We start from the raw sequence: 18,660 nt of genomic DNA, 5'->3' as shown, positions 1-18,660 counted from the left end.
CAGCCCGTGTCCCTGCACGCCAAGGAGTTCTTCGACAGGCTCGAACTCCCCTTCCCCTTCGGCACCGTCGTCGGTGACGTCTATTACGCCACCCCGACCGCCTCGCCGATCCGCCTGCGCATCGAGTTCGCCCGCACCATCAGGGACCGTGAATACGGCGGCCTGCGCCTGACACTCATCCACGCCGAGAACGGCACCCTCGACACCGTGCACCTGAGCTTCGCCGAGCACGGCACGTTCACTCGCCGCGACGCCGAACGCGGACCCGGCACCGGCCACGGGGTCATACGTGACTGGCACAAGGACGGCCCACCTCCCTGGGCCGGCGCCGACCTCACCGGGTTGCGCACGGTGATCGTGGACTTCGTCCAGGTCTCCTGGCCCGCCCTCATAACACCTGCGGGCTTCGCCGAGCGCAGCCCCTGGGCCGAGCGCTGGCACGAGGAGTTGTGGGCGACCGACACCGTCACGCTCACCCGCCTCCACGAAGCGACGGAACATGTCCTCGCCCTGGTCGACGGCGGCACCTACGACGACGTACCCATCACTGACTCCCTGCTCAATGCCCGCTACTACGTGCGGGACATGCTCGGCTTGCGTCTGGACCAGGGAATGGTCGCCGAGGCCGAGGCCGTCATCCAGCTCACGGGACGCCCACTCGGCCCCGAAACCGCCGACGCCCTCACACGCATCGCCAGCATGCCGATGGACCAGCAACGCGCCATCGCCCATGCGGCCTGGCAGCGGCATGCCGCCACACCCACCGCCCCGAGCACAAGCGCCCCTCCCGCACGCTCCGTCCCTGCCCCGGCGCCGGCCCAGACGCCAGCCCGCAGCCGCTGACTCCCGCCCCTCGGGTGACCCCACCACCATTCCCTGACCCAGGAGACCCCTTCTTCATGCGCGCCCACCGAACCGCAGCCACCGTTGCCGCGACGACTCTGGCCACCAGCACCCTGATCTGGGCCCCGACCGCCTTCGCAAACGCCCCCGAGCCGCAGCCCGGCACCGTTGAAATCACCAAGAATGACCCCGACGGAGCCCTCCTCGCCGGCGCCGAGTTCTCCCTGCTGGACACCCTCAACGGGACCAAGGCCCTGACCGGCAAGACCAACGCGGAGGGCATCCTTCGCTTCGAGGACGTCGCCCCTGGCGTCTGGCGGGTCAAGGAGACCTCCACCGGCAGCCCGATCCACGACCTCGCTCCGGACCAGGACGTCATCATCACCCCGGGCCAGGCCGTGAAGCTCACGATCATCGACCACTTCAAGCCCGCCGACCTCACGGTCACCAAAACCGACAAGACCAGCGGCAAGCCGCTCGCCGGAGCCGTCATCAACATCACCTCGGCCAGCGGCGACGGCAGGCCCGTCACCCTGACCACCGGCAAGGACGGCACTGCCAGCACCAAGCTCCCCGTCGCGGCCCGCGCCGGCACCGTCTACACCGCCACCGAGACCAAGGCACCCGAGGGCTACCAGCTGAACTCCGCTCCGGTGAAGATCACGGCCAAGCCCGGCGCCCCGGCCACCGCCGCCTTCACCAACACCAAGAAGGAACAGCCGACTCAGCCGCCCGCCACCCCGACGCCGCTGGCCGAGGTGATGTTGATGACGGCTCCGGCGAGCGGCTTGCCGCTGGTCTTGTCGGTTTTGGTGACCGTGAGGTCGGCGGGCTTGGACCCCGCCCTCCCCGCGCGCGCCGTGACCCTGCTGCGCCGCGAAACCGCCTACCAGAGCGCGGCGGCCCTCGCCTTCACCGCCCTCACCCAGGCGTGGGCGTCAACCACCGCCCGCCAGGACACCCCCTAGCCCTTCAGGCGGCGGAGCATCTCCTCGGAGACGCGGCGCTGGAGGTCTGCCAGCTGGTCCGGGGTGTAGCCGGTGAGGTCGCCCGGGTCCGCCGGGTTCCCGGGCTTCTGTTTCTTCTCCTCCTCCCGACGCTGGAGTTCGCGCTCCTCCGGTGAGCCGGGTGCCGCGTACGCGCACCGGATGAGCGCGCCGTCGGCCGCCTTCAGGCACGTCGCCTCGCGGCCGTCCACCTGGCCCCTGCCCTCCACCCGGTAGCGGATGTTCTGTTCGCTGCCGACCGTGGCGGTCCAGGTGCTGCCGCCGGTGGGAACGAGCTCGAAGACCCTGTCGTCGTTGTAGCAGCAGACGTCCCGGTACTCGGCCTTGATCAGCGCGACGAGCGCCTTCGGCGACGACCACGTCGGACTGAGCCGGTGGACGGTCATCGGCGCCAGCCCGGCGCCCTGGTGGCGCGTCGGCACCGTGGACACGGCCACGACCGAGCGGGCCTCCCCCTGCGGGGTGAGGGGGGTGACGTACGCGCTGCGGCCGCTCGTGTCCCGGTACTTCAGGGTGAACTCCGACTCGTTGCCCTCGTTGGCGCCGTCCTCGGACTCGTCCCAGCCACTGCGCTCGAACCACCAGTCGGAGAAGCTGCCGACCGCCGCGGTGCCCTCCCGCTGCCGGGCCGCGAGGCTCAGCGGATAGGACGGGCCGGGGACCGCGGCCGTGTCGGTCGTGATCGTGAGCTTGCCGGTCCGGCCGTCGTAGAGCGCGAGTCCGGCGGGCCGCTCGGTCACCACCAGCGTCCCGGTCTGGCGCTTCAGCGGGACGACCACGGTCGGGGTGCCGCCCGAGCAGGTGACGTAGGCGTCGCCGGCGTCGAAGCGCAGCCAGCGCTTCTGCGCCGAGATCTTCCGGCCGAGGTTGTGGTTGAACCAGCCGCCGATCCTCGCATCGGCCACGTCCACGTCGAAGGAACAGCGTTCCTGCGTACGGCTGTTGCCGCCGAGCGGAATGTCCTGCACGAGGCCGACCTCGTATCCGGACAGCCAGCCGCGCCGTTCGACGAGGGTCGCGAACCGGTCCGAGTCCGGCAGGTAGGTGATGTCGGAGATCTCGCCGGTGACATCGCCCAGGTGCGGAGCGGCCTGCGCTTTGCCGACCACGTAGGGCGCCCTGGCCGCCAGTTCGGGCACGGCCTCCGCCACGATCCGTACGTCCCGCATGTACTCCCGGTCCTGGAGGTACGCGCCGTACACCAGCCACCAGATCGTGACGCCCAGCCCGAGGACCCCGCACAGCCAGCCCAGGGCGACCGCCGCGCCGCCTCCGCCGCTCCGGCGGGCATCGCGCCCCTTCCCGCGGAGTCGCTTCACCAGCAGCCACACCGCGGTGACGGCGACGACCCCCAGCAGCGGTACGGCCAGCCAGGACAGGATCTTGCGGAACTCCCAGATCACGATGGTGGTGAAGTACGAGGCCCACCAGAGGAAGAGACCCGCGAGCAGCACGGGTAGCCCCACTTGCCATGCCCGTTTCATGCACGCCCCCCGACGTCGGCCTGCCCGGGTGTGTACCCAGCCTGCGGACGGCTCAGTCACGCCGGCCTCCGGCCCGGCGCGAGGGGGCCGTGCCCGTCGGACGACGGGCCCGGCCCCCGGGAGGCGGCGACGGCCGGCGGCGCGGCCCCCGCGCCCGTCAGACGCGGTCGGCGGCGATCAGGACGTACTGGAAGGAGCCGTCCTTGTAGGAGTTGATGAACGCCTCTTCGATGCCGGTGACCAGCCTGGACGTGGCCCGCAGCTCCCAGTAGGGCAGGGTCTCGGGGGTCAGGTCGATGACGGCCTGCGGTACGAGGCGGTTGTCGGCCATGGCACGCAGGTACTCGCGGCGGGAGTGGATGTTGCACTCGAAGTGCGCGTTGATCTGGGAGACCCACTTCGAGGGCTGGCCGTAACGCGGGTTCCAGCAGCCGGTGACGGTCACGTAGCGGCCGCCGACCTCCAGGACCCGGGAGTGCTCGGCGAACAGGTCGTGCAGGTCGACGTACATGCTCGACTCGTTGTTCCACGAGGCCGCTGCCTGCCCGGTCTCGAAGGGCGTGCCGAGCATGTTGCAGACGCGGGCGCGGACGTGGTCCTCGATGCCGAGCTCACGGGCGCGCCCGTTGGCGAAGTCGGCCTGCTTGGCCGACAGGGTGACTCCCTCGACCTTGCATCCGAAGCGCTGGTGGGCCATGACCATCGAGCCGCCGCGGCCGCAGCCGGCGTCCACGAGCGTGTCGCCCTGCCCGATGGGGCCGAGGTGGTCCAGGAGCAGTTCGGCCTGCGCCGACTCCAGCCGGTGGAGTTCGGCGACCAGCTTCTTCTCCGCTTCGCTGTCGTCCGCGTCGCCGAGGGCGGAGTGGTCGACGTCGCCGATGCCGTAGTGGTGGTGGTAGAGGCCGTCGACGTCACCGAGGCGCAGGTTCACCGGCCGGGCCTCGTTGTTCCAGTAGCGGGCGATGTCCCCCTGATACGGCGTCGCGGGCCCGGGGATGGTCACGGAGGGGCCAGCGGTGGTGACGGTGGCGGGTGTGAAATCGGTGCTGGTCACGAATAGGTCCGTCCTTACCAGAAGTCGGGCAGGCTGTAGCGGTAGGTGTTGGTCTGGTGCCAGTGGTGGTTGCCGTCGACCCACACGGCCACTCCGCGCAGGAAGCGCAGCACGCTCGGGACGGGGCAGGCCGCCGCCAGGGCGGCGGCTTCGGCCTCGAAGTCGTGCATGAGCTCGTTGTGGACCTCGACCGCCTTCAGGTAGGCCTCCTTGTCGGAGGTCCCCTCGCGTTCGGCGATCACCACGGGCAGGTTCATGTGCCGGCCGGGGGCGGCGAGTTCCTTGGTGTACGAGTACAGGTCGTTGACGATCGTGGTGGCGTTGCCGGCGAGCGCGATGACCCGCTGCATGTGCGCCTGGGCGTGCAGGTCGGCCGGCAGTTCGTAGCCGCCGACGGTGTCGGTGATGGTGGGGCAGGGGCGGAAGTTGTTGAACTGGCGCATGGCCAGGTACTCCCACACTTCCGGGACGTACTCCGTCTGGGCCCAGGCCGCCTCCGCGAGGTACCCCAGGTGCAGCCGGGCCATGTCGTGCCGGTACCGGTCGGCCTGGGACGGGGTGGATTGCCGGACGAAGTACTCCATGGCGGAGCGGTAGGCCCGCCGGGGCGCGTCCGAGTGGAGCGACCGCTCCCACTGCGGCTCGTACTCCTTCGTCGTGTGGAGGGGGTCGAGGGCGGTGTGCGCGAGCAGGAGTCGTCCGCCGAGGCCGATGGGCGAGCCGCCGTGGTCCTCGCAGTAGCAGTCGTCGACCGCGTTCTCGGCGACCATCAGCCGGGTGGCGATCATCAGGTGCTCGATGGTGGGGGCGTCCGGGTGGCAGGCGACCATGTAGCGCCCGACGGAGAAGCCGTCGAACTGGTCCTCCCAGTCCTCGGGGTACAGCTCCACCTCGTCCAGCGCCCACGCCTTGATCCTGCGGCTGACCTCCTCCACCCGGACCGGGTCGGGCTCCGCCACCGGGTGGTGGTAGAGCCCGGGGATCGGACGGCCCGCCGGCGGAGCGCCGGGCTCCGCGGCCGCCGGGGGCACGGCGGGGCCCTCGCGCCGGGCCGGGTGCAGGCCGACCGTGCCCAGGCCGCTGGGGCCGCGCAGGATCCGTTCGAGGGCGGGGTTCACCCGCCCGGCCGCGGCGGCGGCCTCCCCCGCCGGCCCGGCACCCGGGGCGCCGATGCCGGGTGCGGGTACGGGCGCGGCCACGGGCGCTTCCGCGGGCACGGCCCTGGCGGGAAACGCGGGGCCGGTGGGCAGGGCGGGCGGCAGCGCGGTCAGGGCGCCGGAGGCATCGGCTCCGGCTTGCGCCTGGCCCTGCGCCTGGGCTTGTGCGTGGGCCAGGGCCGCGCCGAGGATCTGGGCCCCGAAATGGGCCGCGGCCGCGGGCAGGCTCGACTGCAGGGGGGAAGGCCCGGGATCGGTCATCCGTGACTCCTCGGTGGGGTGGTGGGGCCGTCCCGGATCCCGGGCGGGCTCGGCCGGCCCGGGAAGGCCCGGGCCGTCGCGGCGGGCGCGGCTGTCCCGGCCGTCCCGTCCCGGGGAAGGTCGGCTGGGGGCCTGGTGCCGGTGAACCGTTCCGGTCACAGCACTGGGTGCTCAGCCGCTCCGGCGGGCGATCTGCACGTTCTCCAGCACGCCGAGCGCGTCGGGCACCAGGATCGCGGCGGAGTAGTAGGTGGTGACCAGGTAGGAGATGATCGACTTCTCGTCGATGCCCATGAAGCGCACCGACAGGCCCGGCTCGTACTCCTCCGGCAGACCGGTCTGGCGCAGGCCGACGACGCCCTGGTTGTCCTCGCCGGTTCGCATGGCCAGGATCGAGCTGGTGTTCTCCTTGCTGATGGGGATCTTGTTGCAGGGCAGGATCGGCACCCCGCGCCAGGCCGGGACCTGCTGCCCGCCGACGTCGACGTGGTCCGGGTAGAGCCCGCGGGCGTTCAGCTCACGTCCGATCGCCGCGATCGTCCGCGGGTGGGCCAGGAAGAACTTGGTGCCGCGGCGGCGGCAGAGCAGCTCGTCGAGGTCGTCCGGCGTGGGCGGGCCGGAGTGGGTCTGGATCCGCTGCTTGAAGGCGGCGTTGTGGAGCAGGCCGAACTCCCGGTTGTTGACCAGCTCGTGCTCCTGGCGCTCGCGCAGCGCCTCGATGGTCAGCCGGAGTTGCTCCTCGGTCTGGTTCATCGGCCCGTTGTAGAGGTCGGCGACCCTGGTGTGGACCCGCAGGACCGTCTGGGCGATGGAGAGTTCGTACTCGCGCGGCTTGAGTTCGTAGTCGACGAACGTGCCGGGCAGGTCGGCCTCGCCGGTGTGGCCGGCCGACAACGCGATCTCGGCCTCGCCGTGCTTGTTCTGCCGCTGCAGGGGCAGCGAGCTGAACTGCTCGATGTGGGCCTGGAGGTGCGGCGCCGCGGCCAGCACGGCGGCGAAGTCGGCGCGGGAGAGCGTGAGCAGCGTACCGGCGGTCTCCGCGGTCGCGGTGTAGTCCCAGGCGGCATCGGCGTCCAGCAGGGCGTTCTCGCCGAACCGGTCGCCGTCGGCGAGGGTGGCGACGGTGACGTCGTCGCCGTACTTGCCGATCGAGGTCTGGCTGATCCGGCCGTGGGCGATGAGGTGGATCTGCTCGGCGGGGGCGCCGCGCTGGACCAGCACCTCGCCGGCACGGAAGTCGCGCTGGGCGCACCGGCCGGCGATCGCCGCCAGCACCTCCTCGTCGTCGAAGCCGTGCAGCAGGGCCAGTTCGCCGAGCTCGCGGGGGATCACCCGGACGTGGGCGCCGTCCTGGACGAACTCGATGCGCCCGTCGCCGACCGTGTAGCTCAGCCGGCGGTTCACCCGGTAGGCGCCGCCCTTGGTCTCCACCCAGGGGAGCATCCGCAGCAGCCAGCGGGAGGTGATCTCCTGCATCTGGGGGGCGGACTTGGTCGTGGTGGCGAGGTTGCGGGCAGCCGACGTGCCGAGGCTGGACTGCTGAGGAGGATCCAGCTGGGCTTCCGGGCTGGTGTCAACGGTCATCGGGGCGAGCGCTCCTTCGTAAGGGCGGTGATCGGCGTGCGTGCGCTTCACGGTGCGGGAGGAAAGGAGGGGAAAATCCTGAATCCGTCCGGATCCGGGGGAACCGTAACCGCCGGTGGGCCCGGCTCCACGGGCAAAAACGTTGGGGTTGCTTCGTTCCAGTGATCTCCTCCCACAGGAGGTTTGCCCCGACGAACGACGAGGTTTCGGACTGGTCGAGACCTGTCCCCGTGAGGGGCGGCCGACCGGCCGTGGACCCCTTCGCACGGTGCGCCTGCCCGGGCCCGGGTGGCCGGCCGCGGGGGCCGGTACGGGTTCGGCGCGGGGCCGGGACGAGGTCGGTACAGGGCCGGGACGAGGTCGGCGGAGAGGGCCGCCCGGACCGGGTGCCCGCGCCGCGCGATTGCCGGGCCGCCGAGCGGGTAACCGCTTGGTGACACGTCCGGACGACGTTTCTCGGAGAGGCGGATCCATGATCCAGGTATCGATCCCGCTGGTCCCGGCGGATGACGGCGCACTGCTGATACCCGCCGATCACGTCACCGACCTGCTGCGCCGCCTCGCCGCCGACTGGGTGGAGCCGGCGGACCGGGGGGCGACGCGGGGCGACGAGCAGACCGTCCTGGACCTGGCGGGCGTGCTCACCGAGATCGCCGATCAGATCGACGTCGAATGCATCGGGTTCGCATCCGCCCCGAAACCGTAGTGCGGCTCCGGGCTGCCGCCCCCGGGTGCTGCCCCCGGCACTGCCCCCGCGGCTGCCGGCCGCCGCCCGCGCCGGGGGCGCGCGGCGGGGGCGCGCGGCGGGCCCGCGAGTAATGTAGGAAGAGCCCGGGTCGCATGAGGCGAATGGGGTTGGACTGGCGTGTCGACATCAAGCCACGAGACATTCGGTGCACCGTGCTGGGTCAGTCTCATGACCCGCGACCTCGGTGGCGCCCAAGAGTTCTACGGCGCGGTCCTCGGCTGGGAATTCCGTCCCGGCCGGCTCGGCGAGGGCTTCTCCGTCGGCTTCCTCGACGGGGTCCCGGTGGCCGGCCTCGGCGCACTGGCCCGGGCGTTCTCGATCCCCGTGGCCTGGACGCCGTACTTCGCCGTGGACGACGCCGACCTCACGGCCGCGCGCATCCGCGAACGCAGCGGGACCGTCGCCGTCGGCCCCCTGACCTTCGGCACCGGCCGGGCGGCGCTCGCCGCCGACCGCGACGGGGCGACCTTCGGGATCTGGCAGGGCAGCGCGATACCCGACTGGGGTGTCGGCGGCGAGGCCGCGCCCGCCTGGCTGGAGCTGCGCACCAGGAACGCCTTCGACGCCGCCATCTTCTACGGCGAGGTCCTGGAGTGGGCCTGTGACCACGCGGGCTGCTGCGAGGTGGCCTACGCGGAGGAGGACGACCACATCCTGCTGCGCCACGGGAGGCAGACGGTGGCCCGCCTGCGCGGCGGGGCCCTGGCCGAGGCCCCCGACCCGAACGTGCGGCCGCGCTGGGACGTCCACTTCCGGGTCCCCGATGTCGAAGCCGCCGTGAAGACGGCCACCGCGCTGGGCGGCAGCACGTTCCCGGACCCGGACTCGCCCCCGGGCCCGGGGCCCCTCAACCTCGAGACCACCCTGCGGGACCCCGACGGCGCCGTGTTCTCCGTCGTGGGCCCGGCCGGTCCGGGACTCTCCTGACACGGGCGGGAGGGGCTGCGCGATGGACGGATCCGAGCTCTCCCGGCAGGAACGGATGATCCTCCACGGCATCGAGTCGGAGCTGCGCGCCGACCAGCTCCTGGACCGCAGGCTCCGTAGGCTGCGCCGCGGGATCCTGCCCTGGGCGTTCTCCTGGTCCTCGGCCCGGTCCTCCGCCGCCTGGGCGTCCCCGGGGAGCTGGACCCGCCGCCACCGGGTCGGCCTGTGCGCCTGGCTGCTCTGCGCCGCCTGCGCGACCCTGCTCGGGTGCGCCGCCGCCACCTCGTCTCCCCCGCTGATCTGGGCCTTCGACGACGGCGCGCGCGGGGAACGCTGAGACCGGCTTCAGCGGCCGAGCTCGCGCTTCAGTGCTGCCTTGTCCATGGAGGAGCGGCCGTGCAGGTTGCGGCGCCGGGCCTCCGCGTAGAGCTGGTCGTACGTCGGCCCCCGCGCGCCCTGGTGGGAGCGCCGGCCGCCGCGCTCCGCCGAGGACATGTCCTCGATCGAGCTCCTGCTGGCCGTCTTGGACTCCCCCGCTCGGGCCCGTTCCTTGTTGACGGTCCGTGCGGCGATCTCCTTCGCCACCTCGGCGCTCTCTCCGCGCTTCTCGGCGCTCTCCTTGATGTGCTCGTACTGGCGTTCACGCTTGGGGCTGGAACCGCGGGGCATGGTCACCCACTCCTTCTCCGAGGTGGTACGGACAGGTCTGTGGGCGCCTACCCGCGGCTCCGCTTCCTAGTCCCGGCGGTCAGGCCGCGTGGCCGGCCTTCAGGTCGCACACGTCGCCGTAGCGGAGCGGCCGGGGCTCCGGGCCCCCGGCGGGTCCGGACGCCTCGGTGGGCGCCAGCAGGAAGCCCACGTGGTCCCCGCCCTCGATCCGCTCCTCGATCCGGCCGGTGAACCAGGTCCGGACCCCGGCGAGCACCGGCCCGCCCGCCTTCCCGGGGCGCCAGTCGACGCGCGCGAACTTGTCCACCCGGTCGCCCGTCTCGCCGCCGAAGAGCTCCGCGAGCTCCCGCTGCCCGTGGCTCAGCGCGTGCACGGTCAGGTCCGAGGCTCCGCGCGCGACCCGGTAGGTGCGGTTCTCGACGGACAGCCACACCACGAACCGGGGCGGATCGATCGAGCACTGCGAGGCGAACCCCACCAGGCAGCCCGCCCGCTCCCCGTCGGCCGCGACGGTGACGACGTACATCGGGGCGTCGAACCCGCCTCCGAAGGGATCCCGCTCCGCCATGACGACTCCTTCCGACCGTGACCCGGGCGCCGGACCGTGCCGGTGCCGGTGCCATCTGGCGGCTACCCCCTCGCAGGACCCCAAACCCGGCGGCGGGGAATCACCGCCGGGTTTGGGGGCCTGCGAGGGGGTAGGCGCGGTGTGTCCGGATCGGAAGACCGCCCGAAGGGGGTGTGTGATGGCGACGGCTGACGAAGACCGCTTCGCGGTCGAAGTACGGCCCGTCGCGGGGGCCACCGTCCTGGCACTGGCCGGGGAGCTCGACCACGATACGGCCGGGCCCTTGCGGGAGGCGCTCGAAGCCGCCCGGGCAGGCGGCAGGCAGCGGCTGCTCGTCGATTTCAGCAGGCTCGACTTCTGCGATTCCACCGGGTTGAACGTGCTGCTGCGCAACCGGCTCGCGGTACGGGAATCCGGTGGCAGCCTCGAACTGATCGGCCTCCACCAGCCGATAGAGCGGATGTTCCACATCACCGGCGCGGACGGGCTCTTCCCGCTCCACACCGATGTGGAGGCGGCGCTGGCACATCACCGGCCCGCGTAGCGGAGGAGGAGCGATGACTGAGCGCCGGCCACCGGAACGGACCCGGCGCCTGGTACTGCACGACACCGCGGACGTCGTCACCCGATGCCGCGACTTCACCCGCCGGGCCCTGGCCGAGTGGCAGTGGCTGCCGGAGGCCGGGAGCGGAAACGGGAGGGTGGCCGGGAACGGAACCGTCAGGGGCCGAGCGGACGAGGCCGCCGAGGACGCCCTGCTGATGGTGTCCGAAGTGGTGGCCAATGCCCGCATGCACGCGGGCGGGCCGACATCGCTGCTGCTGCGCCGCACGGACCGGGGGCTGCGCATCGAGGTGACCGACGGGAGCCCGGTCACGCCGGCCGTCAGGCTCCCGCCCGACCCGACCCGGCCCGGAGGCCACGGGCTGCTCATCGTGGAGCGGCTGGCCCGGGCGTGGGGGTCGGAGCCCGTGGACGGCGGGAAGTGCGTATGGCTGGAGCTCGACGCGCCGCCGGCCCGCAGGCCGGGCTGAGCCCCTCCCCGGTCAGGGCCGACGGCGGGCGGTGTCGGCATCGGGGGCGTCTTCGGGGACGTGGATGTCCAGCGCGCAGATGTCGTCGCGGTTGCCCGTGCACAGCGCGGCCAGCATCCGGGCGAGGGATTCGCCGCGGCCCTCGCGCAGGAGCCGCACCGTGGCCGCGGCGAGCCGGTCGAGTCCGGTCCCGATGTCCTCACCGGGCTCCTCCACGAGTCCGTCGGTGTACAGCAGCAGGTGGTCGCCGGGCAGCAGGTCGATGACGGCCCGCCCGTAGGAGGCTTCGGAGGAGGCGCCCAGCAGGCTGCCCCGGGGCTGTTCGAGGAAGGCCGCCCGGCCCCCGCGGACCAGCAGGGGCGGCAGGTGTCCGGCCCGGACCCAGACCAGGCGCCGGTCCCAGGGCTGGTAGCGGGCCATGACCATGGTGGCCGTGGCGGTGGCGGAGGGGTCCGAAGCGGTGTGGAGCAGCAGGGTGTTGAGCCGGCGCAGGACGTCGGGGAGGGCCGAGCCGGTGATCGCCATGCCCTTGGTGGTGAACCGCAGCTGGGCCATGGTGCCCACGGCCGCCAGTCCGTGGCCGGCGACGTCTCCGACGACGAACAGGGCGCTCCCGTCGGGGAGTTCGATGGCGCTGTACCAGTCGCCCCCGACGTTGATCCCACTGTCGGAGGGGACGTAGGCGACGTCGACGCACAGGCCGGCCAGCTCCAGGGACTGCTCGGGGATCGGCAGCAGCGTGTCCTGGAGGCGTGCGGCGAGCGCCCGTTCGGCCTGGAGCATGCCCCGCTGGAGGAGGACGGCGCGCTCGCTCTCGCGCAGCGCGAGTTCGACGTCGTGCTGTGCGGTGAGGTCCTGGAAGAAGCCGTGCACCTCGACCGGGGTGCCGTCGGCGTCCGTCAGGGCCTCGGCGACGATCCGCAGGTGGCGCACGCCGTGTGCGGTGGCGATCCGGAACGGCTGGTCGACGGGCTCGCCCTCGCCCAGCAGCCGCCGGATGGCCTCGCCCAGGACCGGGAGGTCCTCGGGGAGGAGGTGGCGGGGCAGCTCCTCCCAGGTCATCGGCCCCTCCCGGGGGTCGCGGTCGAAGACGGCGTAGACCTGGTCGGACCAGGTGACGGTGTCCGTCACCAGGTCCCAGCCCACCCAGCCGAGGCTGCCCAGCCGCTGCATGTCGGCCAGCCGCCGCGCCTCTCGCTCGCCGGTGTCGTGGCGGATCCAGGACACGACGAGGCGGTCCGCGAGCCTGGACGCCCGGACCGAGTAGACGGACCGGCGCGGGAGGCCGGCGACCACCTCCTCGTAGGTGAAGGGCTCTCCCTCGTACGCGGTTCCCGTGGTGAGCGTGTCCAGGTACCCGTCCCACAGCGCGGTGCCCGCCACGGTCGGGTACGTCTCCAGGACCCGGCGGCCCACGAGCTCCTTGCCGCGCCGCCCGGCCACGTCCACCGACTCGGGCGCCGCCGCGTCGATGCGGTAGTCCTCCACCTCGCCGGTCGGCGAGCGCAGCGGGGTGAGCAGGATCGCGGACCCGGCCAGCGCTTCCAGGATCCGCTGGACGGACGTCGCCTCGGCGCCCGCCCCGTCGGCGTCGCCGGGCCGCTCCGGGGCTCCCAGCGGGCCCGCGCACAGCCGGGCCGCCCGGCGCAGCAGCGCCCGGGTGTCGGCCGCGAAGGGGAACGGATGCGCGCGCAGGAACCCGATGGCCGCTCGCGGGGGGCCGTCGCCGTCGCCCGGTACGGGGAGCCACGCGCGCGCGGGCCAGCGGTCCGGCGGGTCCCCGATCAGGAGGTAGCGCCGGGCGTCCTGGGCGGGGTCCTCCAGCCACAGGGCGCGGCGCCCGGCGATGGCCTCGTGGGCGGCGATGCCGGTGAGCGGGGGGACGCGGCGCCACCGCTCGGCCAGGGCCTCGTCGATGCCGGCGCTGCCGGTGAGCTCCAGGCTGCCGGCGGCGGTCAGGGAGTAGATCATCACGGCGTCCAGGTCGGCGGGCCCGCCGAGTACGGTCCGCAGCAGCTCGGCGATGCCGTCGCCGTCGTGCGCCGCCGCCAGGCCCTCGGCGAGCCGGCCCGGGAGCGAGCGCAGCGCGGCGTCGCCGTGGCGGCCGCGGACGGGACGGCGCGGGGGGCCGGCTCGCCGAGGGCTCCCGGCCGGGGGGTGGGGCAGCGGAGTCCCGGGAGCCGTCGAAGGGGGCATCGGCGCCACGGGAACGGGCCCGAAGGACGGCTGCGGCGGGGCGGCTGCCGGGGCGAACGGCCGGGCGGGCGGCCGGGGTTCGGCCAGGGTCCCCCGAAGGGCTGCCTCCCGGTCGGCCACGTCCGCCACCAGGTCCGGTGACACCGCCCCGCTCCACTCCTCCCCCGCGGCACCGACCCGCGCGAGCACCTCCTCGGCGGTCGGGCGCCGGTCCGGATCCTTGGCGAGGCACTCCCCCACCAGGGCGAGGAGCTCGTGCGGAACGCCGTCGAGGAGGGGCTCCTCGTGGACGATCCGGTACAGGAGGCCGGGGAGTTCCAGCTGCTCGCCACGGGCCAGGAAGGGGCTGCGGCCGGTCGCCGCGTAGACGAGTACCGCGGCGAGCGAGAACACGTCCGCCGGCGCCGCGGCCACCGCTCCGGTCGCCTGCTCGGGCGCGAGGTAGCCGGGCGTGCCGATGACCGTTCCCGTCTGGGTGTGGCGCGGGTCGCGCACGGCGCGGGCGATGCCGAAGCCGATGAGGAACGGCCGCCCCCGGCCGAGCAGTACGTTCGCCGGCTTGATGTCGCGGTGGACCACACCCGCCGCCCGTACCGCCACGAGCGCGGGCAGCCAGCTCCCGGGCCAGGCACACCACGGCCGGGGTGGCCAGCGGCCCGCGCCGGTGCACCCAGTCGCCCAGCGACGGCGCGGCGACGTACTCCGTCGCTAGTGCTGGGACGACCCCGGGGCGCTGAAATCCACCACGGAGACCGTCCACGCGGAACGTACGCGGTCGTTGGCGCGTATCTCCCGTGCGAAGCGGTCGGCGAAGTCCCGATCCCGGCTCAGCTCCCGGTGCACGGTCTTCAGGGCGAGCGGCCGGCCGGACGCCGTCCGGGCCAGGAACACCTCGCCCATGCCTCCCTCGCCGAGCCGGGCCAGCAGACGGTAGCAGCCGATCTCCGACGGGTCACCGGGCCGCAATGAATCCACGAACTCCCCCTGCCTCCGCGTACGTTGTCCGGACGCCCGGGCGTACGGACCAGCCGGTGGAGTCACCCTGGACCCTGTCGAGGGTGCGTCTCGGATCAATTGCCGCGGCGTGCCGCCCAGACCGTGCGCTCCGTCCGTACGACGAGGTCTTCGCGGCGCAGGACGCTCTGGGGTCCGTCGGTGTCGAGCAGCCGGTCGAGCGCCGTGAGGTCTTCGGGCGCGAGGGCGTCGGCGACGCTGAGGCGCAGGCGCCGCAGGCTGCCGAGGGCGTACGCGGCGACCGCCTCGTTGTGCGCGCCGTCGATGTCCACGGTGACCACGCGTTCGCCGTCGAGGGTGAATCCGGCGCCGGTGAGCTTCGGCCCCCAGTCGGCGCCGCGGTGGGGAACGTGCTCGGCGTGGTGGCCGTCGCTCGCCGTGTGGCAGCGCTCTTCCAGTCCGGGCCGCTCCTCCGGGGCGCCCTCCGGCAGGAAGCGCGGGAAGCCGGCCAGCTCCACGACGGCGAACAGGCCGCCCGGGGCGAGCAGTTCGCGGACCTGGCGCAGGGCGCGGTCGGGGTCTGCCATGTGGTGCATCGAGGCCGAGGCCCACACCAGGTCCGGCGTGCCGAGGTCGGGCCACTCGGCGGCGTCGAGGTCTGCCCGCACGGTACGGACGCGATCGTCCACGCCCCGGGCGCACGCCTTCTCCCGCAGGCGCTGGAGGTGCCCGGCCGAGGAGTCGACGGCGGTGACGTGGGCGTCGGGGAAGCGGTCGAGCAGGGCGAAGGTGCCGGCTCCCGTCCCGCAGCCCAGATCCACGATGCGGCGCGGGGCCACCTGCAGGGGCAGCCACGCGGTGATGGCGGCGATGTGCTCGCCGAGGACCTCCGCGTCCAGGTCGAGGATCTCCGCCTGGCCCTGCCCTTCGTCCTCGTGCTGGTGGTGGCCGTGCTCGGGATTCCCGTGCTGGGCGTGTCCGTGCGGAGTGTGTCCGAGCTGGGCGTGTCCGAGCTGGGCGTGTCCGAGCTGGGCGTCTGCGTGCTGGGCGTGGTGTGCGTGGGTCATGGATCCACCGTAAGGCGCTCATGCGCTGGGAGCACGACGGGTTGCCAGTTACGCAAGGAGATGGTCGAGCGGGCTGCCGGACGCGCAAGACGCGCCCGCACGGATCAGCGGTCGGCGGTCAGCGGTCAGCGGTTCACGGGACGCGCCTCCGCGCCTCCGCGCCCTCAATGGTCGTCCGACCCCCGGGGATCACCGTCCCTGCCTGCGCCACCGCCACCGCCACCGCCACCGCTGTCGCGCTGGTGGCCGCGCCGGGCATCACGGTCGAAGATGCCCAGGATCTCGCACGGCCCCCCTTCCGCCCCGATCGCGTGCGGCATCATCGTGGGGAACTCGGCCGCCTGGTTGGTCTCGATGCGCAACCGGCGGTGCCCCAGCAGCAGGATCGCCGTACCGGACAGGACCACGAGCCATTCGCGCCCGGGGTGCGCCCGCATGCGGGCGGGGTTGTCCGGCGGCGGCTCGGTCATGCGCTGGCGGACGACGGTCATGCCCGGGTCGCCCTTCACCGGCCAGCGCATCAGCCCGTGGGCGCCGTCGATCACCGGACTCGTGACGACGTCGTCGGCCGCGGTCTCGACGAGCTGGTCCAAGGTGGTGTCCAGCGCGCGGGCGAGGGTGACGAGGCTGTCGAGCGCCAGGCGGCGCTGGCCGTTCTCGATCCGGCTGAGCGTGGACTGGCTGAGCCGGGCCCGCACGGCCAGCTCCTCCAGGGACCAGCCCTGGGCCACGCGCAGGGCGCGGATCCGCTTGCGTACCAGGCTGTCCAGATCACCGTCTTCTTGCGTCATGCGCAACATCGTATGCCCGTGCTGCAAGTCCGGGTTAGCGTCGTGTGCAGACGGCCCAAGCCCACCGGGGCCGGCACGGAAGAAGGAGTCCGACGACATGAACACCACCACTGCCGCCTACGGGACCGACCCGCTGCCGAACGCAACCGTCGACGCCGTGGTGATCGGCGGCGGCGCCGCGGGGCTGAACGGCGCGCTGATGCTCGCCCGCTCCCGCCGCTCGGTCGTCGTGATCGACAGCGGCACCCCGCGCAACGCGCCCGCCCAGGGCGTGCACGGCCTGCTCGGCCTGGACGGCACCCCGCCCGCCGAACTGTACGGGCGGGGCCGCGAGGAAGTGCGCCGCTACGGCGGCCTCATCGTCTCCGGCGAGGTCACCGCCGCCGAGCCTGCCGGGCCGACCGCCGACGGCGACCTGCGCTTCAGCGTCACCCTGGCCGACGGCCGCACCCTGACGGCGCGCCGCCTGCTGGTGGCCACCGGCCTGCGCGATGTGCTGCCCGAGGTACCGGGGCTGGCCGGGCACTGGGGCGGCGGCGTGGTCCACTGCCCGTACTGCCACGGCTGGGAGGTGCGCGACGAGCCGATCGGCGTCCTCGCCACCGGCCCCGCCTCGGTCCACCACGCCCTGCTGTTCCGCCAGCTCACCGACGACCTCGTCTACTTCACGCGCGGCACCGGGCTGGATGCCGAGACCCGTGCGCGCTTCGCCGCTCGCGGCATCCGCGTCGTCGACACCCCGGCCGATGGGGTGGTGGCGGTGGTGGAGGACCAGGACGGCGCCATCGCCGGTGTGCGCCTGGCCGACGGGCAGGTCGTCGCCCGCCGCGTCCTCGCGGTCGCCACCACGATGCGGGCCCGGACCGAGGGCCTGGCGGGCCTGGCCCTGCCCATGGAGGACCTGCCCGGCGGCGGCCGGCGCTTCGCCTCCGGCGCGGGCGGCAGCACCGGCGTGCCGGGGGTGTGGGTGGCCGGCAACGCCACCGACCCCACCGCCCAGGTCGGGGCCTCCGCCGCGGCCGGCGCCCTGGCCGGCGCGCAGATCAACGCCCTCCTCGCGATGGCCGACGCCGACGCGGCCGTCGCCGCCCTCACCGCAGGCGTGAGCGCCGCCGCCACCGCCTGACGCACGCCGGGCACACACTCGCGTCGGCTCCCGACCCGACCGCCGCGCGCGCCGGCGCACGCCCGACCATGGCCGCCGGCATCCTGCCGGCCGGCGCCGGCCCGGCCCTCATGGCCGGCACCGTCTCCGTCGGCGGCGGCTACCCGTCGGTCCTTCCCGGCATGCTCGCCATGGGCGTCGGCACGGGCCTGGCGATGACGCCGTCCACCGAGGCCGTCACCGGCTCCCTGCCGCGTGAGCGCCAGGGCGTCGCCTCCGCACTCAACGACGTCACCCGTGAGTTCGGCACACCCGCGGCCCGAGGACCCCGACCCCGGTCCCGGTGTCGGTGTCGGCCCAGGACCCGGAATCCGCCGGGACGCTCGCCCCGCGCTGACTCGCGCCGCACCCGGCGGCTCGGCGACCCGGTCGGACCGTCAGGCCGGGGCGTTCCAGGCGGTCATCAGTCCGTCCAGCCACGCAGGCGGCAGCTCCGCCGCGTCCCACTCCTCCCGCAGCGCCTGCGGCGCGACGACGAGCCGCTCCAGCACGGCGATGCTCGCGACGGAGTGGACGAGCGAGAAGCGGCCGTGCACCGCGATGGCGCTGCCCGGTCCGAACGCCGCGAACAGCCGCTCCAGCCGGGACCGGTGGGCGGCGGCGAACTCCGTCAGCCGCCCGGCGTACCGGGCGCGCTGGCGGGGGCTCATCGTGGCGAGGACGGCCCCGAGCACTTCGTCGGTCGCCTCCGGATCCAGCTCCGAGACCGCGGTGAACGACAGGTAGAGGGGCGTGAGCGCCACTTGCGCCCGCTCCACCTCCATGCGCCCGGCCCGCGGGTGCTCCCCGGCCGGGCTCTGCTCCCCGTCCGGGCTCACGACCTGGAGCAGGGTCCGCTCGGTGACCGCGCCGAGCTCCGTCAAAAGGTCCCCGGCGCCGTCGAGCCAGCCCGACTCGTACGCCTCGCCCTTGTCCCCCGGCGCGGTGCGGCCGCCGCCGCTCAGCTCCTCGTACGCGAGGGCCAGTGCGCCGGCCTCGAGGAGCCCGATCAGTTCCCGCGCGTCATCCGAAGGAACCCCCGACCGGGCGAGGAGCCGCAGCAGCGTCGTCCTCGCGTTGTCGACACTGGCCTCGTCGGGCCACTGCCATCCCTCGTCGGCCGTGCCCATCGGTTCCTCCCCCTCGTTCCGACACCACACCGCTCGGCGCCT

19 protein-coding genes and 1 pseudogene are annotated in these 18,660 nt (G+C 73.5%); 9 read left to right on the top strand and 11 right to left on the bottom strand.

All coding sequences use genetic code 11. From position 1 onward, the window contains the following. Positions 1–6: 6 nt before the first annotated feature. Both DRB89_RS31390 and DRB89_RS31385 read left to right on the top strand, forming a co-directional pair. On the top strand, positions 7–843 hold the full coding sequence (locus tag DRB89_RS31390) for a hypothetical protein (protein WP_112451632.1): 837 nt from the start codon (positions 7–9) through the stop codon (positions 841–843). 56 nt (positions 844–899) lie between these two features. Beyond that, on the top strand, positions 900–1,811 hold the full coding sequence (locus DRB89_RS31385; RefSeq protein ID WP_112463504.1) for a SpaA isopeptide-forming pilin-related protein: 912 nt from the start codon (positions 900–902) through the stop codon (positions 1,809–1,811). Here the strand turns inward: DRB89_RS31385 and DRB89_RS31380 are convergent. The 4 genes from DRB89_RS31380 to DRB89_RS31365 all read right to left on the bottom strand — a co-directional run bounded on the left by DRB89_RS31380 (position 1,808) and on the right by DRB89_RS31365 (position 7,390). Then, positions 1,808–3,304, bottom strand: a complete 1,497-nt coding sequence (locus DRB89_RS31380; protein ID WP_239516418.1) for a hypothetical protein — start codon at positions 3,302–3,304, stop codon at positions 1,808–1,810. The two genes, DRB89_RS31385 and DRB89_RS31380, sit on opposite strands and share 4 nt — an antisense overlap. A 187-nt stretch (positions 3,305–3,491) precedes the next feature. Then, positions 3,492–4,388 (bottom strand): geranyl diphosphate 2-C-methyltransferase, encoded by an 897-nt coding sequence (locus tag DRB89_RS31375; RefSeq protein ID WP_112451594.1) that lies wholly within the window; start codon positions 4,386–4,388, stop codon positions 3,492–3,494. Between the two features lie 14 nt (positions 4,389–4,402). Next, positions 4,403–5,806 (bottom strand): family 2 encapsulin nanocompartment cargo protein terpene cyclase, encoded by a 1,404-nt coding sequence (locus DRB89_RS31370; protein WP_112451595.1) that lies wholly within the window; start codon positions 5,804–5,806, stop codon positions 4,403–4,405. A 171-nt stretch (positions 5,807–5,977) separates the two neighbouring features. After that, a complete protein-coding gene (locus tag DRB89_RS31365) occupies positions 5,978–7,390 on the bottom strand; it encodes a family 2B encapsulin nanocompartment shell protein (protein ID WP_112451596.1) in 1,413 nt (470 codons plus the stop codon). Positions 7,391–7,862: 472 nt separating this feature from the next. Here DRB89_RS31365 and DRB89_RS31360 point away from each other — a divergent pair, with 472 nt between their 5' ends. From DRB89_RS31360 to DRB89_RS31350, 3 genes are all read left to right on the top strand, one after another. Continuing rightward, positions 7,863–8,096: a DUF6213 family protein gene (locus DRB89_RS31360; protein WP_112451597.1), complete on the top strand. Its 234-nt coding sequence runs from the start codon at positions 7,863–7,865 to the stop codon at positions 8,094–8,096. Between the two features lie 210 nt (positions 8,097–8,306). Beyond that, a complete protein-coding gene (locus DRB89_RS31355) occupies positions 8,307–9,065 on the top strand; it encodes a VOC family protein (protein ID WP_162688805.1) in 759 nt (252 codons plus the stop codon). 22 nt (positions 9,066–9,087) lie between these two features. Further along, positions 9,088–9,402, top strand: coding sequence for a hypothetical protein (locus DRB89_RS31350; protein WP_112451599.1), 315 nt, complete (start codon positions 9,088–9,090; stop codon positions 9,400–9,402). Positions 9,403–9,410: 8 nt separating this feature from the next. On the opposite strand, the gene DRB89_RS31345 is transcribed toward DRB89_RS31350, so the two are convergent. Further along, on the bottom strand, positions 9,411–9,734 hold the full coding sequence (locus DRB89_RS31345; protein ID WP_112451600.1) for a plasmid stabilization protein: 324 nt from the start codon (positions 9,732–9,734) through the stop codon (positions 9,411–9,413). Positions 9,735–9,813: 79 nt separating this feature from the next. After that, positions 9,814–10,302: a flavin reductase family protein gene (locus DRB89_RS31340; protein WP_112451601.1), complete on the bottom strand. Its 489-nt coding sequence runs from the start codon at positions 10,300–10,302 to the stop codon at positions 9,814–9,816. A 178-nt stretch (positions 10,303–10,480) separates the two neighbouring features. Here DRB89_RS31340 and DRB89_RS31335 point away from each other — a divergent pair, with 178 nt between their 5' ends. Beyond that, complete coding sequence (locus DRB89_RS31335) at positions 10,481–10,846, top strand: STAS domain-containing protein (RefSeq protein WP_112451602.1); 366 nt, start codon at positions 10,481–10,483, stop codon at positions 10,844–10,846. 13 nt (positions 10,847–10,859) lie between these two features. Further along, positions 10,860–11,336, top strand: a complete 477-nt coding sequence (locus DRB89_RS31330; RefSeq protein ID WP_112451603.1) for an ATP-binding protein — start codon at positions 10,860–10,862, stop codon at positions 11,334–11,336. Positions 11,337–11,348: 12 nt separating this feature from the next. Here DRB89_RS31330 and DRB89_RS31325 read toward each other — a convergent pair whose 3' ends face one another. The 4 genes from DRB89_RS31325 to DRB89_RS31310 form a co-directional block, all read right to left on the bottom strand. Then, the gene (locus DRB89_RS31325; RefSeq protein WP_112463503.1) at positions 11,349–14,132 is read right to left on the bottom strand and encodes a SpoIIE family protein phosphatase; all 2,784 of its coding nucleotides are present in this window, start codon (positions 14,130–14,132) and stop codon (positions 11,349–11,351) included. Positions 14,133–14,240: 108 nt separating this feature from the next. Next, entirely contained in the window at positions 14,241–14,507 is a 267-nt protein-coding gene (locus DRB89_RS31320; protein ID WP_162688803.1) for a hypothetical protein, read from the bottom strand. Between the two features lie 95 nt (positions 14,508–14,602). After that, positions 14,603–15,553 (bottom strand): class I SAM-dependent methyltransferase, encoded by a 951-nt coding sequence (locus DRB89_RS31315; protein WP_112451491.1) that lies wholly within the window; start codon positions 15,551–15,553, stop codon positions 14,603–14,605. A gap of 164 nt (positions 15,554–15,717) precedes the next feature. Further along, positions 15,718–16,353 (bottom strand): XRE family transcriptional regulator, encoded by a 636-nt coding sequence (locus DRB89_RS31310; protein WP_112451490.1) that lies wholly within the window; start codon positions 16,351–16,353, stop codon positions 15,718–15,720. 88 nt (positions 16,354–16,441) lie between these two features. Between DRB89_RS31310 and DRB89_RS31305 the strand changes: the two genes are divergently transcribed. Next, positions 16,442–17,470, top strand: a complete 1,029-nt coding sequence (locus tag DRB89_RS31305; RefSeq protein WP_112451489.1) for an NAD(P)/FAD-dependent oxidoreductase — start codon at positions 16,442–16,444, stop codon at positions 17,468–17,470. A 41-nt stretch (positions 17,471–17,511) separates the two neighbouring features. Then, a pseudogene (locus tag DRB89_RS45115) lies at positions 17,512–17,760 on the top strand (MFS transporter); the annotation flags it as partial. Between the two features lie 126 nt (positions 17,761–17,886). On the opposite strand, the gene DRB89_RS31295 reads toward DRB89_RS45115, so the two are convergent. Next, positions 17,887–18,618: a hypothetical protein gene (locus DRB89_RS31295; RefSeq protein WP_112451488.1), complete on the bottom strand. Its 732-nt coding sequence runs from the start codon at positions 18,616–18,618 to the stop codon at positions 17,887–17,889. Positions 18,619–18,660 lie beyond the last annotated feature (42 nt).

The organism is Streptomyces sp. ICC4 (assembly GCF_003287915.1).
GTDB classification, from domain to species: domain Bacteria; phylum Actinomycetota; class Actinomycetes; order Streptomycetales; family Streptomycetaceae; genus Streptomyces; species Streptomyces tritrimontium.
Note: the sequence above shows the minus strand (reverse complement) of the source record. Positions and strands in the feature narration are given on the sequence as shown.